This is a genomic window from Marinomonas vulgaris (genome assembly GCF_018145875.1).
Lineage (GTDB): Bacteria > Pseudomonadota > Gammaproteobacteria > Pseudomonadales > Marinomonadaceae > Marinomonas > Marinomonas vulgaris.
Genome location: NZ_JAGSSV010000010.1, coordinates 1 through 19,421, shown reverse-complemented (window position 1 = coordinate 19,421; position 19,421 = coordinate 1). Strand labels below are relative to the sequence as shown.

Here is a 19,421-nt window from a genome sequence, read left to right as displayed (position 1 = left end):
GTTATATAACTATCCACACACCTAGCAAAATACCACCTCCAAAACGATAGGATTCGGTTTTATGAAGATCGCTGTTTTTTCTTGCAAGCCTTACGACAAAAGAACGCTTTCCAACCATGCCCATGACACTCACCTTACTATGACTTTTTTTGAAAGCCGGCTGAGCATGGAGACCATAGGCTTGGTTCAGGGGTTCGATGCGGTGTCTTGCTTCGTAAATGACGATGTAAACGCAGAAGTTGTTCGCTGTTTGAAAAAACAAGGCGTCCAAGTAATTGCTCTTCGTTGTGCTGGCTTTAATAATGTGGATTTAGATGCCGCCAAGGCCGAAGGCATTGAAGTCTTTCATGTGCCCGATTACAGCCCAACGTCTGTGGCGGAACACGCCGTTGCGCTCATCATGACACTGAACCGAAAAACTCACCGCGCTTACCACAGAGTAAAAGAAGGCAACTTTGCTTTGGAAGGCTTGATGGGCTTCAACTTAGAAGGCAAAACAGTCGGTTGCATTGGCACAGGACGCATCGGTGCGGCGTTTTGTCGCATCATGAAAGGCTTTGGCTGCCATGTTTATTGCTTTGATTTACACCCAGATCCCGCTTTAATCGATCTTGGTTGTGAATACGTCATACTCGACGATTTGTATGAAAAAAGCGACATCATCAGCCTGCATTGCCCGCTGAACGAATTTACCCATCACCTTGTCAACAAACACACACTAGACAAAATGAAAGACGGCGTGATGATCATCAACACCAGTCGTGGGGCTCTTGTTCATGCTCAAGAAGCCATCGACGCCCTATATTCCGGAAAAATTGGCTACCTTGGGTTAGACGTTTATGAGCAAGAAAACGCCATCTTCTTCGAAGACATGTCTTCTCACATCATCCAAGACAGCGTCTTCCAACTCATGCTCACCTTCCCCAACGTGGTCGTTACCGGCCATCAAGGCTACTTCACCATAGAAGCGCTCAACCACATTGCAGCTACTACGGTAGATAACCTACTTCACCATGATGCCGAGACCAGCCAAACAAGACGTTTGGCTTAAAGTTAATATGGCCTTTGGTGAATTTATTTTTCACCAAAGGCTTCGCTTAGGGTTTTACGTAACGGCTTAAGCAAGTAATCCATCACCGTGCGTTCATCGGTTTTAATGGATACTTGAGCTGTCATACCAGGCAACATCTCAACCGAACGTCCAATGGTCGTCTTGATAGGCAGTTGCAAAGGCACCACGTGCACGCGGTAATAGACTTCCTCTCCTTGGGAGGATTCTTCTTTTAGAGTATCAGCACTGACATACACCACCTTTGCCTCCACACCACCGTAAATGGTGTAATCAAAAGGGTCTAAGCGGATATTGGCGGTCAGCCCTTGCTTCACTCGGGAGATATCTTCAGGTCGTATTTTCGCCTCGACAATCAGCTCATCATCAATGGGAATAATCTGCATGATTTCTTCACCAGCGCGAAGCACCCCGCCCACCGTGGTCACACTGACATTTTTTATAATGCCTGGCACCTTGGCAATGAACACACTGTCTTGCAGTTCTTGCTGTTTTCTAGCAAGGATTTGTTCACTTTGGCCTAGTTCATCTTCCACCTTAGCGCGCTCTGCGTTGGCTTCTTCTAAAAACTGGTTTTTTCGGTTAATTAACTTAGCTTCGGCGGCGTTCAGTGCTTCCCGTGCTTTGAGCATTTCGGTACTGCTAACATCACCGGTTTCGTGAAGATTTTTCACGATATCCAGTTCTTCTTTGGCCAAAGACACTGACACATTCAAGGTTCTCAGTTCTTCTTTGATGCCGGTACGGCGTTGATCAAACAAGGCTTTTTCGACTTGAGCTGTATCAGGATAACGCTGCAGCAAGTCGTCGGGAAACGACAAGCTCGCCTCACCTAAAATTTCTGCTCTCAAGCGTATGGCTTTGGCTTTTAACGCAAACACTCGAGACTCCGTCTCACCAACCGAGGCTTTTAGTCGAGTTTGATCCAGCTGCCCCAACAGCTCACCGGCTTCCACTCGATCGCCTTCGCGCACATTAAGCTCAGCAATCACACCGCCGTCTACCGATTGGATTAACTGTACTCGGCTACTGGCAATCACCTCACCTTGTGCCTGAGCCACTTCGTCGATATAAAAGCGATCAGCCCATACCACAAAACCAATCAACGCGAATAACAAGGGCCATACCACCAGCGCGCGCTTTTTTTTGTGGTAACCAAAAGCTTCATGGGCTTGATGAGCGTCTTTTAGATCCTCTTTTTGCTGAGCCGCTGTTTGCATAGACGAAACCGCTGCGGCTGTTGTCGGATTAGATGGCATTGAAACCTCGCTTAGTACGGCTCGAAGGGGAAGATGCTTCCTTTGTGGCAGCGGGTGCAGTCGATGTTGCTGGCTTGGTGGCTTTATTACTCATCAAACCCGGCAAAATTGCCGCTGGAGCGCCATCGCGTACTACTTTTCCTTGCTGCATGACTAATACCCGATTCGCAATATGCGCCGCCAACATAGGACGATGAGTCGATACCACCAAAATATCGGTCGGTTTAATGTGTTGTTTTAGCACTTCCCAAACCCGCTTTTCACTGTCGCCATCTAATGACGCCGTTGGTTCATCTAATAACCAAATAGTCGGTTTCGCGGTAATGGTTCGCGACAAAGCAACGAGCTGACGCTGCCCACCCGACAAGCCTTCGCCTCCTTCAGATACCTCTAATTCCATGCCCTTTGGGTTGCCTTGAGCGATTTTGTCCACACCAAGTTCTTTCACTACGTCCATCATCTCGGTATCACTTACCGTACCGGATAAAGTCAGGTTGCTTTTAAGTGTGCCTTTAAACAAATGCACATTTTGCGGTAAATAACTGATGTGAGACGTCACAAATTGCGGATCAATTTCCCATAAATCCAAGGAACCCAGTTTGACTCGACCCTCACCAGGCCGATACAAGCCAGCCAGCACTTTAAGCAAAGTGGATTTACCGCAACCAATCGGCCCCACCAAAAGGACGCGGTCACCGGCATGAAAAGTAAGCGACTCAATATCAAGGTGTTTGACTGGCGAATCCGTATAGGCAAAGCGCACATTGTCGACCGCAATAGACTCGATGGTTTTCTCACCCACCAACAAATGCTGATCGGGCTGGCGCTCTAACTCCAGCGCCAATAACTGATCCACCATATTTAATGATTGCGACACAGATTGCCACTGCACCAAATACTGTACGCCTTGAGAAATAGGGTTAATCACCCGACCACCCAAGATACTGCAAGCGATCATGCCCCCCATGGTGAGGTTGCCCGCTTCCACCTGAAACACCCCAACCACCACAGCCGACACATAAGCAATGGTCGATAAGCTGCCAGTAGTGGCAGTGCTTAACTGGCTAATGGTTTTTTGTCGTACCTGATAAGACGCCAGCGATTGGGTGATCTGTTCCCACTCTTTCGAAAAACGCCATCCAGCGTTGTTAGCTCGAATAGATTCAGAGCCACGAATCACATCAATCAATAAACCTTGGCGCTCATTCGACCGCATAATTTGCTTTTTAATCAGGCTCTTCAGACGAAACTGAGTAATTAACCCAAGGATAATGGCAATAGGAAACAATAAGGCATACACCCAGCCAACCACACCACCAATCACCCCAATAAAGGCGATAAACATAATGGCAAACGGCAAATCAATCAGGCCAAACACGATGCCGGAGGTAAAAAACTGTCGTACTGATTCAAGTCCGTTTACCTGCGCATTCAAGGTGCCCAAGCTGTTCGGCTGATTGTCTAAACGTAAATGCAACAAATGCTGAAAGACCTGCTTGGATAATCGCATGTCCACATCCGCCGCCAAACTGTCTAACACCTTGGCGCGAGTGCGTTTGAGCAACCAATCCAATAGAACAATACCCGCCATACCCACGACCAAGGTCGTCAAAGTGGAATAAGCCAGCGTCGGCACTACACGATCGTAAACTTGTAAGGCAAACAGCGAAGTCGCCACGGCCAGTATATTCACAATAACCGTGGCCACCATGACATTACCTAACCAGGCTTTGTCTTGAAACAAGGCGCTCATAATCAGTTTTCTAGCCGTAGGCGTCTCGGCATCTTTATCCCGCCCGCTGCTAACGCGCTTTAACCAAAGTACCGACACCCCAGATAACTCGCTGCTGGACACCACACGATCCGATTGCCCTTCATCGCTTTGCAATAACACATCGTCACCATCGTTACTGGCCAACCACCATTGTTCATCAAAACATACCAAGGCAGGCAATTGTCTGCGGTCGAATCGATGCCAAGCGACAGCCCCACCCTTAATGCCTTTTATATTAAGTCGGTTTAATAGGGCTCTTAATTGGTCTAACGCTGGCAGTGTTTGCAGCTCGTCCGCTTCCAAGGCGTTGTCTATGTCGCCCTTAGAAATTCCTAACCTTAATTCATTGAATAATCGATGTACGACAGCACTGCTTAGTGCGATGTCACCTTCATTGGTGTGTTTACTGCTCACCCGGGTATCCTTTTCTGTTCGTGAGTTCATCTAGCCCACCCATTAACGCCGCTAAGCTTAACAAGTTGACCAATAAGCGGTTTTCAGCTTGGGCTTGGGATATTTTCTGTTCGGTTATTTCTCGCTGAATGTTCAAAACATCCAGCCATTCTTTGCGACCACTTTTGTATTGTCGCTGATAAGACGCCAAAGTCGAATTCAATTGATCAATAGATGACTGATGAATATCGATTAACGACTGCTGTATTTTACGATTCAATAGCAAGGTATTTAACCGATTCGTCAACTCAAACTGCGTCACTTCTACATCCCGTTCCGCAGCGTTTAACTGAGAATTAGCCGATTGTTCTTCATATCGGGTGATCATCCCCAGACCTTCTAGGCCACCTTCCATTACCAAGCTAACGCGAGAGTCATCGGGATAGGTCGCGCTGTCACTGTATTCATGGGAAAACTTTAAATAGAGCGTCGGCATAAAACTCGAGCGTTTACGATAGACATCTTGAATGGCAAGGCTGACCAACTGCTCCTTATACTGTACCTCTGCACTTTGTCTGAGTACTTGCTGCTCTATGGTGGTATCGTCCGGTAAGTTTTGGAACATGTCTGGCGTGATTGGTAACACGACATCAATCGGCCGCTGTGCGAGGGTTTGCAGCGCCATCAAGGCGTCACGTAAATCACCACGCATTTGAATGTCTTGTACTTGCGCTTGAGTTAAGCGGGAAGCCGCCAATTTGGTGTCAGTTTCTGAGGCTAAACGCCCCTCTCGACGCCGCTGAATTTGCTCAAGAAAAGCTTGATGTTGAGCAATGTTTTGCTCGACTATCTGCAACTGCTCTTGCACCCCAACCACCTTCGCATACGCCAACGCGGTGTCTTCCAATAGCTCTCTGGTTAAGCGCAGTTTATCAATGGATTCCGCCGACAAATCAATGGTTGCGTAGTCGATGCCCGTATCAATACGGCCAAACGCCCACAAGGGCTGCTTGACAATAAAAGCCCCCTCTTGGTTGCCGTCTCTGTCTTCACCATAGGACACATCTAAACTGGGCAAACGCTCCGCTTCGGCGCTTTTTAATAGGGAATCCTTGGATTCAATTTGCGCTTGCTTGCCCATCAACGCAGGGTGTCGCTGCATCATCGACATCAACGCCGTTGGCAAGTCTACCTGTTCAGAGGATTGTCCAATCGCTTGACTGACAGTAGCAGGTAAAAACAACCCACCTAGACAGCACACACACAATAAATAAGAGAGTCTCACTGAGCTTCCTTTTGATCTGTTACAAATTGATAAGCTTGAGGCAAATTGCGCTGCCAACGTGGCGCCTTCCAAGGCGATAAACTAATAGCACGCTCAATCGAGTCAATACCCAATTGAATCAGGCCATTGGCCAAGTACAGCTCACCAAGCAAATAATGTGCAGGAGCGAACGAGGGTAAATGGTGCAATATCACCTTACATTGGTACTCGGCGTCACGAGGTTGCTGATCAGTATACAAGCGAAACGCGTCGGTTAAGAGACCCGCTTTGGGCAAGGTCACCATATCGGTCACAGGAGCCGCTGTTTTGTATTTTAGCAGGGCTTTATTAAACGCCAACTGCAGCATGGATCTTTTTGGCAAGGCGCTCGCTCTACTCTTGGACTTTTTCTCTTCAAGGCCTTTCTCTTCGAGCAGAGTATCGTCAAGCGTTTCTTCATAAGCGGACATAGATGGAACACTGTTTTGCTCCATCTCAATACCTTCCATTCCAATACTTTTCATGCCAATAAAATCCGCTATCTCGGCCAAGGTTTCAGTAGGAGATTGTTGCCATTGCTCGATCGACACGGTAAGCATGTCTGCAGAAAAATAACGCTGCCAGTGAGCGGATAAGGCTTTGAAGTCTGCAAATTGCTCCCCCAAACAGTCGGCTTTTTCTTCCGTACTGGTAAGCCCTTGTTGAACCAGCCATTGATCTAGACTGGATGAAGCTAGCCACTCTCGAACATCCTGGTTCACCAAAATACATTTTGCTTTGGGAAACAACCATTTAATAAAACCCAGATGGTGAATATTATCCAAGTTAGTGTCTATTACTAGATCACTGGTCGATTTGTTTTGATAGGCCAACTGAATGCTCTCAGCCAATCCTTGTATCTGCTCTGGGGTAAGTACATCGAGGTTGTCAGGGTAGGCTCGCCTTGTGCCCAATGTGCGCTGCGCCATATCAATGCCTTCAATTGCGACACCAATGATCGACGTCGCACAAGGCACCACTTTCTCTCCCACCGACAACATTTGCTCAGACAATGCGTCTGCTAAAAGAGAGACGCCAGAGCAAGGCAAACCCAATAAAAACACCGGCGAAAACGTCAACCTGTCCGGCCCTAAAGCGTACGAAGGGGTTTCTACTGTATGGTGATCCGCTCCCAATAGTCGAGACGACAAAAAAGTAGGATGAAACCTAGCGCGGACTCTGGCACCCAAAGACGCTTTTATTGCCGGTTGTGCGGCCACGTTTTCGGCAAAAATTGAGCAAACTTCATCTAGGCGATGAAGAAGCAATGGATTATTAGGGTAGGTTTTTAAGCCAAACCGCAAAATAGCTTCCGCTGCAATATGATCGCAACTATTAAAGAGGTCACATTTATCAACCAGATAATCCACGTAGCTGGCTATGTTCTGTGCGTACCTTGGCTCGTCAGCCGTCATATCGCGCAACCAAGATTCCGCCTCGGCTTTTTGCCCCTGCTTTACCCAGCACTCTAAACGAATGGAATCGAGCTGTTCGCGTAGCCCCAGTTGGTACTCGGAGCCAGTATCTAAAAGTGTATGCTCTTCTTGTTCTGAATGAGCTAGATACGCCTGCACCCTGTCTATCGAAGGTAGCTGAGAGGATCTTGCTAAGTGCAGTTCGCATAAATTAATCACCACTTCGAGCGGGCAGTTTTCATGCTCTAACGCCTTAACAAAAAGCGCCTCTGCACCTGCTTCGTCTCCTTGCATCAAGCGGCAATAAGCTTTTTTTGCTAATACAACACCTAGGCAAAAAGCTTGTTCGATTAACCCATCGAAGAGGTTTTCTGCCTCTTCGAACCTGGCCAACGCCGAATATACAGAGCCCATATCCAAACGCGCAAACGACGACAGACCGTCAAGGTCTGTCGTCTGTTCAAATGCCGCCAATAAAGACGCCGCGCTGTCTTTTTTGCCCATGTTTGCCAGAGCCAACATCTGCAAAATCAAAACCTCGGGGTGATTGTCCAGTAACAAAAAATCCGCACAAGCCTGCTGCAACGCTTGATACTCTCTTTGCTCTGCCATCTCTCGAAGCAAATGTAATGTTGCGTCCATAAATACACCAAAAAAAGAGAACCTTACCCAGCACAAGGCGCCAAGCTCGGTTCTCCTTTGTTTTTTTACTTTATTTACATGTAATGTTATACGTCGGATGGTTCAGTGACTTGAACCATCACATTAGACATCGCTGTAACATTGCCATCCCAAAGGTCTACAGCAGGGCTGTCTTCAATGGTAAATTCTCCACTGTTACTCAGGATTGCATCACCGCTTCCACTGGCCCAAGTAATGTCTTCATTATCAACAGAGAAGCCTGTAACAGAACTATTAGTTATCAAAATAATAGTATCGTCTTCACCTAAATTCGCTGCACCACTCCATTGCTCACCATTGTTTAGAGTCAAAGTAGAACCATCACCAATATTAATATAGATGTTGTAGGTTTCGTCTGCGTCGAATGTCTGACTATCAAGATCCGTTGACTCGCCATTAACAAGATCAAAGGTTACCGCTTGATTCACGGTAATACCGACATCACTGAGGTAAACATTACCCGCTGTATCTGCCATCAGAACATAGTAACTGCCCGTTTCTAAACCTTCTGCCGAAATAAAGGCTTCTTCCCCACCCGTTACTTCTACACTGTTCCATTGTGAAGAATTATCAGTTTTATCCATCAAAGAATCGTAATAAACATCTTCCCACTGCCCATAGTCATCAAAGAAACTAGCAGAGTCTGTGTCATTGAATAAGTCACTGCTTACCAAATAAGCAATACCATCGTCGGCACTCTCAACCGACACTTCTCCAGTATCATCAATAATGGTTTTATCAACAATAGTGCCATCTGCGTTGAATTTTTGGATGTATACGTTCGAAGTCTTATTATCTTGACTGTAATAAACATCTCCAGTCCAGCTAACAGCAAATTCACCATTATCCAGCTCAATAATGAATCCATTTTGATCATAGGAATATTGACTCGCTTCTAATGTGACCACATCACTGACTGTTCCATCCGCATTGTGAACTTGTACCATAAGATCTTGGCCGTATTCATCGGATTCCTCCCACGTGACAACAAATGCTCCATTGTCACCTACAGCAGCAACCTTATAATTGCTATAGGCATCACTTTCGAAAATGGTAGTCATGGCGCCATCTGAATCCATTAAACGAGCGAAGTAAACCGTGCCACTATAATAATTAGTTTCATTATTCTGCACATTATATTCACCGGTAACTATGTACGATGAATTATATTCAATGCTCTCAATAGACACGCCCCAAGCATTTACCGTACCGAGATCACTTGCTGGAACAATTACAACTGCTTCGCTGAATGAAGCACCATCAGCATCAAACGCTTGAAGGTAGGTTTGCGAATTATTACTCCAAGATACAGCGAAACCACCATTATCTGATGCAGTTGCACTAAGAATGTCGGCATACCCACCGTCACCTAACGTAACGAGAGCAACCTCTTCTAATGATGTCCCACTTTCATCAAAGCGGTCTATTACAATGCTATTAACATACTCACCAAAACTTTCATAATAAACATCGCCAGTATACAAGGCACCATACCCACCACTTGTTCCTAATGTTAATAACTCAGGAGACCAAGACGATAAGGTTGTCGAATTGATCGCCACTCCTACTTCATCAAACAATGCCAATGTATTATTTTGAAGCACTACAAAGTTACCTTCGCTACCAACTGAAAGTGTCTCTGCTAAGGAATAGCTATATTCAATATCTAAAAGGTCTGTGATTTTGTCGCCATTTACATCGAATAATGCTGATTTAGTATGCTGTTCATCACCTATGTCAGAATAGTAAGACAACACAAAGTTGCCATTATCATTAACAGATGAAATAAACTCTTCGTAGTACTCCCCTTCCATTCCAACAGGACTTGTTACAGCACCATCCGCGTCATAAACCTGATAAAAATAGTTTTTCTCAGTGTAATCATCGTTCTGCTCCCACCATGTAACAACAAATGATCCCGTGTTACCTAGCGCGATCATTTCAATTGCGGGAATTCGTACATCTTCTGTAGTTGGTGCAATGGCAATTTTCTCAGAAACAGCATTACCGTCTGAATCGATCACTTGGACAAACGCTTCTGTTGTCGATTCACCTTCAATGTAATTTTGCTCAACCCAAGATAAATTAAATAAACCACTATCGCCAAGTGTTTCAGACTTCGTGCTTTGCAGATCAAAACTGCCTAGTGATGTATCGGTACCCTCCAATTTCGTATAACTTGGTGAAACGGTTAGGTCATAGGGCGCATTATCATCGACAATAATAACTAGTTCGTTTTTAGCGACTAAGCTTATTTCACCCTCAGCATTAATTTGACGAACTTGAATATCACCAATGGCATATTCTTCACCATAATCTAGATCAATAAAGTGGCCGTCAACATCAGCCCAATTTTTCTCTGTAAATGTTTCCCCATCATCAATAGAGTATTTCCAACGAACCGTGCCTTCCAGAACATCAAAACCTATCGCAAAGTCAACAGACTCGTCGTCATAATCAAGGGTTAATTCAGATTCGTTACCATCAGCATCATATTGATAAGCTACAAAATCTTTGGTAGCGAACTCAGTATCGCCAAGTAGCACATAGGCACCTGAGCCAAACTGCCAGTTTTCACCGCCATCCAGTGAATATTCAAAAGCCACAGCATCATCCGCTAAAGTCACATCTAACGAGCCTTCGTTGGTAATGCCGTCGCTCTCCGATATACCCGTGTCTTCAAATAATTTAAACGTCGGTGCTTGGTATGGTGCAGGTGTTGTGTAAGTTTGATTGTATTCAAGTTCGCCTTCGTTACCCGCACGATCCTCTTGCCAAACTATAATGCTACCTGCTTCGTATGTCGTATCTGGCTCTAACTGAAAACTGTCTGTGTTACTTGTAAGCCAAGTATCACCGCCATCAAGCGAGTAATCCCATACGTGCCAGTCATCGTCTAGCGTCACTAGAACTGTTGTACCTACAATTTCGATCTCGGGAACGCTAATCTGATTATCGGTAATAAGGTAGCCATCGGAGTTGCTTGCAACTTCGCTGACGTTATCCTCTTCATCGTATTGGCGAATCTGGATGTCGTTAAGATTAAACTCAGTATTATCAGTCAGATCAAAAGAGTCATTTTCACCTTTAGTCCAAGTCACACCATGATCAAGTGAGTACTCCCAACGAATCGCTCCATCCGTTAATTTCACATTAACCAGAGTATCGTTGGTAATGTCGTCTTCATCACTCCAACCCGTATCAGCATTTAAATCTACATCTGGTTCAGAGAATTCACTATCAAATGGAACAATATTGACTAGTTTGGCGTGTTGAGTAAGATTGCCGGCCAAGTCACTAACATAGAGATAGTAGCTTCCTTCTCCTAAATCCGACGAACTCACAGAAACATTTACATCTCCTTCTGTCTCGACGCTGTTCCAAAGATCGCTTTCTAGTTCAATAATATCCGTCATACTGACAACCTCTTCGTCAGCATTAACAATATAAACAGCACCAGCTTCTGCCGTGTAGACAGATAACTCTTCTCCAGGGTTAATTTCTGTAGGCGTAATCAAGCTGCCATCAGCGGCATAAAGTTGAATATGATTGGTAGTTTGAGAGATCCATTGGTAATTTTCGTCTTGATAGCCGCCATATGAAACCCAAGATACGAGGAAGTCGCCTTCGTCGTTGACCACAGTAAAATCAAGGTTATAAATACCGTCAGCAAAGAAAGTTTGAGCTGTTTTCGCCGTTCCATCTGCGTTGTATATTTGGAACCAAGAATCACTATCGTATGATTCTAGGTCTTGACCTTCTTTATAAACAAGTACATCACCTTCGTCGTTTAAAAGTTCCGTACCAAAAGAATGCCAATTATCATTCTCTTCGCTTTGCGCAATAACTGTGACTTCGTTATCCTTTATAAAATACACCGCTATTTCAGATGTATCTTCTTCTTGCTCACCGTAAAAATACTGCTCTGCATTGATAAAATAGCCTTGATCGGATGTACCACTCACTAAAGAAAAATCAATACCGTATTCTTCTTCGCCGTCAAACAACATAGGTAATGAAAGAGCCTCACCGTCCGCTGTGCCATCAGCATGAAACAATTGCGTATACAGCGTTGTTTCATCTGTATCGTTAAGGCCAGCCCAAGTGATTGCAAAATCATTGTCAGTATTAACGGTAGATATATCAATTTCAAAGTCGCCATCATTTGAATAACGACCAAGCTCAACACGGTCAGCAAGCTGACCAGTTGCACTGACAGTTTGTAGGCTTAAGGTTCCTTCTGTTTCATTCACCATCAAAGCAACAAAAGCACCCTCTGAGCCTAATGGATAGATGTCCTCACTGTACTCGCCTGCATCAGGATTAAGCTCGAAAGCAGCATTAGCAGGAGTTCCGTCGGCGTTGTAAGTTTGTGTTTTAGTAATAGCGGAAGCTTCTTTAAAATTCTGAACTTCATTCCACACCACTAAAAATTGACCACTATTACCAATACTTTGAACATAAGGGGTTACACTGTCAGTAAAGGTTAATAGTTGACCTTGTTCGCCTGTCTTTGCATTGAGCAATTGTAAGTATGCGTTAACGCCGTCATTGGACTCTTCAACCCATGTCAAAGCAAATTGATTAGAGCCATTTAACGCGAATATTTCTGAATCGTTATGCCAATCAGTGCTTGACTCAGCCTGTTGAACTTCACCAATCGGACTCCAATTGGAGTCAAAGAGTTGAAAGAATAAAGCGCTATCTTCGTACTCGTTTTCCTCGTCGTTATATTCAAACCCTTGCCAAGAGATGATCACTGAGTCGTCTGAGCCAGCAGTTAACACATCATTAATATAGTACCCTTCAAACGATGAGCCCAACTCAATCACGTAAGGAAGATTACTTAACTCGCCCTCTTCTGTAACTCGTTGAATATTGAGCGTTGCTTGATTTGAGTAATCAGGATAGTAAATCCATGTTTGAATAACTTCCCCTGTGTCACCAACTTGATAACTCTCAACGTTTCGGTAGTATTCACCCAATTCAATTTCAGCACTGCCATCTTCTAAGACATCAATACTGTCTTCAGATGGAGCGATAATATCTGTAATAACCTGCGTATCATTACTAAAAATTGAGCTCTCATTGCTGTTAACATCAAACTGTTTGACCTGAATCTGACCAGTTTCATAAGTAGTGTTTTCAGCCAGCTCAAAGCTATCACCAACACCATCTAGCCAATTTCCACCAGCGTCAAGGCTGTATTGCCAACTTGTCGCGTTCGCATCCAAGCCAACATTTACAGTCATAACATTAGTAACATTGTCGCTGTCAGATACACCACTATCTTCCGCTAAGGTAACAATAGGTGCTGGTAAGGAGTCAGACACAAACACCACATCATTGCTGGCTACTGCACTGATATTCCCTGCGACATCGATTTGACGAACTTGGATTTGACCAATTTTATAGGTCTGTAAGGCTCCCATTTCAAAGCTGGTACCGGAACCCTCTATCCATGTCTCGCCACCGTCTAAAGAGTATTGCCAGCTGGCACCACTTTCTATCGAAGTCACGTCGATGGTCGTGTCACTGGTAATATAATCACTGTCAGAATCACCCGTATCATTATGAAGGGCAAAGGATGGCGCGACTGGCGCGAGGGTATCAGTCGTAATTTCAATCTCATTCGAATAAGCCAAGCTTACGTTACCTGCCAGGTCTGTCTGACGGACCTGAATCTCACCTACTTCGTAGAATGTATTACTCTCTAAAGCAAAGCTATTTGAACTATTGTTAGCACTTGGTTCAGACCAAGTTTCACCGCCATCAAGACTGTATTGCCAGCTATCGGGCAACCATTCATTTATATAGGTAAAATTCACTGTAATATTACTGGTGATGCCATCAGCGTCGTTAGCACCCGTATCTTCTACCAACTCGAAAGTTGGTTTTGGTGCAATAGTATCAATAGAAATATAAGATTCGTTTAGCCCTTGACTACTAACATTACCAGCAGGGTCTGTCTGCTCAACAAGAAGATCACCCACACCATAATAAACGCCTTGACCAGTCTCTAGTTCAAAACTGTCTCCAACCCCTTCTGTCCAGCTAAACCCCGCATCTTTACTATAACGCCAGCTTGCTACATTTTCATCGAGGGTCACGGTAACGGTTGTATCACTCGTGACATAGCTATAATAGTCATTGCTGTAAGAGAAGTTTAATTGAGGAATACTAGGAAGAGACGTATTGGTAATCACGGCTTGATCAACGACAGCAGAGGCACTGATGTTACCGGCCATGTCTGTTTGTTCCACTTTAATATCGCCCGCAGCATATGTAGAGCTATCTTCCAATGTAAAGCTAGTGCCGTTGCCCTCTTGCCAATTTGAACCACCATCCAAACTGTATCGCCAAGTAGATACGTCATTAACAAGGCCAACAGACACTTCTAACTCACTAGTATGTGTTCCATTCGCACCGGTAATAGTGAGCTCCAAGATAGGCGTTTCTACCTCAGTATCAGTTTGAACATAGGACAATACCGTAGGATCACTTTCATTACCCGCCGCATCGAATTGCTTAACTTGGATACCGCTTGACCCATAATAGCTATTCTCGCCCAACTCAAAACTAGTGACTGATATATCTTGTGAACCAGACCAAGTCTCGCCCGCGTCCGTGCTGAACGTCCAACTCACAGCGTCTTCGGCTAACTCAACATTAATCGTTGAATCTTGCGTAATGCTGTCTGAATCATTGAACCCAGTATCGTCGTTTAATGTAATAGTCGGTTCTGAAAGCATAGTAGTATCAATCGTAATTATATTTGGATTAGATGACGTACTAACATTACCAGCCAAATCTATTTGGCGAACTTGAATCTGACCGGCTTGATAAATTGTATTTCCATTTAATTCAAAACTCTCTACTTCGGGTGATTGCTCGCCAGACCAAGTAGAGCCGCTGTCAAGGCTATACTGCCAAATATAAACATCCTCAGACATTTCAACTAAAACCGTCGCGTCTTTAGAAATGCCGTCAGTTTTATTTTCTCCAGTATCATCATTTAACCCAAACACAGGTGACGATAATAAGGATATGTCTGTTGTTATCTCGTTCGTATTCATTACGACAAGACTCTCGTTTCCTGCTATATCCGTTTGCTTAACTTGAATTTGACCTTCTTCATAACTCTCATTTGCGGATAAAGTGAAACTTCCCCCTGATCCAGATTGCCAAGTTTGACCTCCATTTAAACTGAATTGCCAACTTGCAACATCGATAGCCAAATCAACATCAACATTTAACTCATTTGTCACACCATCTGAGTTAAATGCTCCAGTATCAGTTATATTAAATGCTGGTGAATCAATGTTGGTATCAATGGTAATTTTAGTGGGATTGTTCGCATAAGTACTTTCATTGCCATCAGCATCCGTTTGAGTAACAAGAATAGTACCTATTGTATAAACACCATCTTCTAACTCAAAACTCGTTGTTTCGACCGACTGATCATCAGACCAAGAGCCCCCACCGTCAACGCTATAATTCCAGTACTCCGCTCCTTCGAGCGAACTAACATTTACTGTAGTAGATGATGTGATGAAATCCACATTAGATTGGCCTGTATCAGAGGCTAACTCAAAGCTTGGTGGATCGATCGCTACATCTGTTTCTAGTACACTTTCATTAGAAACAGAATCACTTACATTACCAGCCATGTCTCTTTGACGAACTCGTATTTCACCTACGTTATAGGTCGTTTCTGGCGCTAAACTGAAGCGCTCACCTTGGCCATCTTGCCAAGAATCACCACCATCAAGACTGTACTGCCAACTGGCAACATCTTCGGCTAAAGACACAGTAACTGTAGTACTAATCAAGTCATTTGGAGTAGTAGAAAAAGATAATGAAGGAGCAGATACCGAAGTATCTATGATCGCACTGTCAGTCCCTCTCTCTGACACATTACCCGCTGCATCGGTAATGGTCGCTTCGACTGTTAACGTCGCGCCTTCTGCTGGTGCATCTACCGCCGTCAACACTTCGTCTTCTATGATGTGAGCTGCTGTTAACGTGATGCTCTCGCCGTTCACCGTCAAGGTATCGCCTTCAACCGCACCTGTGTCGGTTAGAGAGAGGGTCACGTTCACTTGACCATCCAGCTCTGCCGCGCTGATCAGGCCGTCGTCGTTCGCATCGTCTTTGATGGTCACGCCTGGCGCACCCGCCGCTGTCGTATCCAGTTTCGCACTGTCTGTGCCTTTATCAGACACGTTACCCGCCGCATCGGTAATGGTCGCTTCGACTGTTAACGTCGCGCCTTCTGCTGGTGCATCTACCGCCGTCAACACTTCGCCTGCTGTGATGTGAGCCGCTGTCAGTTCGATCTCTGTGCCGTTCACCGTCAAGATATCGCCTTCAACCGCATTGGTGTCGGTTAGAAAGAGGGTCACGTTCACGTCACCAGACAGCTCGTCTTTGTTAATGTAGCCGTCGTTATCCGCATCTTCTGTGATGTCAACACCTGGCGCCCCCGCCGCTGTCGTATCCAGTTTCGCACTGTCAGTTCCTGTCTCTGACACGTTACCCGCTGCATCCATTTGCGTCGCACTGACGTCGATATTCGCACCTTCCGCCACGCTTTCTGTCCACGTGATCTTACCTGTGCTCGCATCGTAGCTGTAAGTCTCACTCTCATCCAGATCCGCTTTTGTCAACGTCACGGGGCTTTCTGCGTCACCGTTAATAATAGTCAACGTCACTGAGCCGCCTTCAGCAAGATCCGCTGCATTCACTGCTACGCTCACTTGAACGTTGTCTGCGCCCAACTCAGCCTGGCTGATCAGGCCGTCGCTGTTCCCATCGTCTGTGATGGTCACGCCTGGCGCACCCGTCGCTGTCGTATCCAGTTTCGCACTGTCAGAACCTGTCTCTGACACGTTACCCGCCGCATCGGTAATGGTCGCTTCGACTGTTAACGTCGCGCCTTCTGCTGGCACATCTACCGCCGTCAACACTTCGCCTGCTGTGATGTGAGCCGCTGTCAGTTCGATCTCTGTGCCGTTCACCGTCAAGATATCGCCTTCAACCGCATTGGTGTCGGTTAGAGAGAGGGTCACGTTCACTTGACCATCAAGCTCTGCCTCGCTGATCAGGCCGTCGTCGTTCGCATCTTCTATGATGGTCACACCTGGCGCACCCGCCGCTGTCGTATCCAGTTTCGCACTGTCAGTTCCTGTCTCTGACTCGTTACCCGCTACATCGGTAATGCTCGCTTCGACTGTTACCGTCGCCCCTTCTGCTGGCGCATCTACCGCCGTCAACACTTCGCCTTCTATGATGTGAGCTGCTGTTAACGTGATGCTCTCGCCGTTCACCGTCAAGGTATCACCTACAACCGCACCTGTGTCGGTTAGAGAAATGGTCACGTTCACTTGACCATCAAGCTCTGCCGCGCTGATCAGGCTGTCGTCGTTCGCATCTTCAGTAATCATCACTGTCGGAGCTACTGGCGCCTCAGTATCGACCTTTACCTTTACAGAAAACTCTTGACCGTCAGTTTTGATGACAACGTCCACATTACCCGTGCCAGTAAATATTGAACTAGGTATGGTTAAGTAGCCATCCTCAACAACTGCACCAGTAATTTCTTCTCCATTAATAGTTAAAACAACTTCATTGCTAGCAGACAAACCGTTCAATTTTAGTTTTGTCTCACTGCCAGCATCGTCTGAATTAAGCACTTTTACTGCTTTTTCTGCTTCATCATTCCCAAGCACTAGAACAGGAACATTCAATTTAGAGAGACCCGATTCCACATCTAAAGTCATGGTATTATCAGGATTCTTATCATTAAATTCCGCTAATCCGTTAGAAAGAATGACTGCTACTTCAGAGTTAAATTGAAGATCTTTTCCAACCTCCATAACCTCTTTTAAAGATGCGCTAATGGTTGAAATAGTCTCTGCTGCACTCACATCTTTATCGGAATCTGAACCAGATAAAATCGCCAATATTTTACCGTAGCTGTCTGCTGTAGCTGGGTCATCTGGATTGTCTGTTGTAAGGGCAGGCTTAGCTGTAATGCTGTCCAATCCAAATAATTTAGCAACTTGACCGTTAAAGCCAACATTCTCAGCTGTTATCGCCTTACCAGTAACCCCAGCAAGTTGTGTAGCAAGTTCAGTCAATGGCGTGACGCTCACTGCGGCATCCGCCGAGCCTTCGGTGTTCATCATGGCGCGTAATGTTGTGCCTAAGCTTTTTGCTTGTCCTGTGGTTTCATCGGTATAGTCAGCAGCATCATTATTTATGTCGCTGATTTCAACCAAAATAGGTCCAGAATAGGTGCCTGTATAAACGTAATCACCGTCCGAATAATTATGATCTTCAGAAACTAATAAATTGCCATCCGTATCGTAAACATCAATTTGTACAGTCGAGAAAAACGTACCCGCTGCGGCAGAGATAGAAATCGAGTTGGTAGCAGCTCCAACACCACTCCCACTTGAAGAGTCACTACTTGAAGAAGAGCCACCACCGCCCGCCGCCGCGCCAATTACCCCCAAGCCAATCGCGCCGGCATACCATCCCCAGCCAATGGACTCAAGTCCGCCTTTACCCACAACCCCTTCTTCTACGCCTAGACCTTTATCATGGGCTTGATCAGGAGCGGGACGTGCAGGATCCATACCCGCCACCTCACCATTGGCTGAACTCAGCTCGTTTGGTAGCGAGGTATCCACTGCGCCATCAGCCGACACAGTTTCTGGTGCTTTGCTTGCTGCATCAGGGTTGTCGAGACTAACAAGAGTATCTGTCTCTGCACTCCAAATTGGCTTAGATGGCGCGTGTTCAGCTGGCTGTTGCGCTTCGCTGCTATCAGAAGCCGCAAAATAATGGCCTACTTGGTCGAAAGACACGTCTTTTTCTTCATTAAAATATTCATTCAGTACCAACAGGACATCGCCGTCCAGCATCAGCAGCAAGTCATCACCTTCTTGCTGTAACAATACGCCTTCTGGGTAAAGACCTGTTTCAGCGTCTACAAGTGAATAAACAGAACCAGATTCAGCGAAGATGTGACTATGCTCACCCAGCTTAAGTTGTTGAGCAGGTAGATCTGAGGTTTTCTTAAGAATAAATATTGAACTCTTCATTACTGGACTCCGTGTAGGCAAATATTTTTTAAGTGCATATATTTTCACTATATTTGCAATATAAGAGACAACGTGGATTACGTCATACCCCATTTAGGGTATATTTGAGTTAATTAGCGTATTTACCCCAATAAAAAGGAAAATTTAATGGGTTCTTCCACATTAGCGAGTGTTATCAACCTAATTTATGAATGCGGGCTAGGTCAGAAAGATTGGAGCATCTTTGTAAAAAGTGCCTGTTCTATGGTGAGTGCAAGCAGTGCAAAGTTACTTGCCATTGACCTCACAAATAATTCATCTCGTCTTTTAGGACAGCACAACTTTCCTGTTGAGCATTTACCCCCTGTGTCAGGATAGTTGTCGCCTCATTTGTTATTATAAATAGACAGGGGACGGTAAGTGAAAACCAGTGGATT

General features: G+C 45.3%; 6 protein-coding genes. 1 reads left to right on the top strand and 5 read right to left on the bottom strand.

Features of this window, described 5'->3' with window-relative positions; all coding sequences use genetic code 11:
- The first annotated feature begins 61 nt into the window (after nucleotides 1-61).
- Nucleotides 62-1,051, top strand: coding sequence for a 2-hydroxyacid dehydrogenase (locus tag J9B83_RS09465; protein WP_211536515.1), 990 nt, complete (start codon nucleotides 62-64; stop codon nucleotides 1,049-1,051).
- Between the two features lie 23 nt (nucleotides 1,052-1,074).
- Here the strand turns inward: J9B83_RS09465 and J9B83_RS09460 are convergent, their stop codons facing one another.
- The 5 genes from J9B83_RS09460 to J9B83_RS09440 form a co-directional block, all read right to left on the bottom strand.
- On the bottom strand, nucleotides 1,075-2,328 hold the full coding sequence (locus J9B83_RS09460) for an HlyD family efflux transporter periplasmic adaptor subunit (RefSeq protein WP_236037235.1): 1,254 nt from the start codon (nucleotides 2,326-2,328) through the stop codon (nucleotides 1,075-1,077).
- Nucleotides 2,318-4,516: a peptidase domain-containing ABC transporter gene (locus J9B83_RS09455; RefSeq protein ID WP_211536514.1), complete on the bottom strand. Its 2,199-nt coding sequence runs from the start codon at nucleotides 4,514-4,516 to the stop codon at nucleotides 2,318-2,320. Before J9B83_RS09455 ends, J9B83_RS09460 begins: the two co-directional genes overlap by 11 nt.
- Nucleotides 4,506-5,780 (bottom strand): TolC family protein, encoded by a 1,275-nt coding sequence (locus J9B83_RS09450; protein WP_211536513.1) that lies wholly within the window; start codon nucleotides 5,778-5,780, stop codon nucleotides 4,506-4,508. Before J9B83_RS09450 ends, J9B83_RS09455 begins: the two co-directional genes overlap by 11 nt.
- Nucleotides 5,777-7,855: a sulfotransferase gene (locus tag J9B83_RS09445; RefSeq protein ID WP_211536512.1), complete on the bottom strand. Its 2,079-nt coding sequence runs from the start codon at nucleotides 7,853-7,855 to the stop codon at nucleotides 5,777-5,779. The genes J9B83_RS09450 and J9B83_RS09445 overlap by 4 nt, the downstream gene beginning before the upstream one ends.
- Before the next feature lie 86 nt (nucleotides 7,856-7,941).
- Nucleotides 7,942-19,005, bottom strand: coding sequence for a beta strand repeat-containing protein (locus tag J9B83_RS09440; protein WP_211536511.1), 11,064 nt, complete (start codon nucleotides 19,003-19,005; stop codon nucleotides 7,942-7,944).
- Nucleotides 19,006-19,421: the final 416 nt, after the last annotated feature.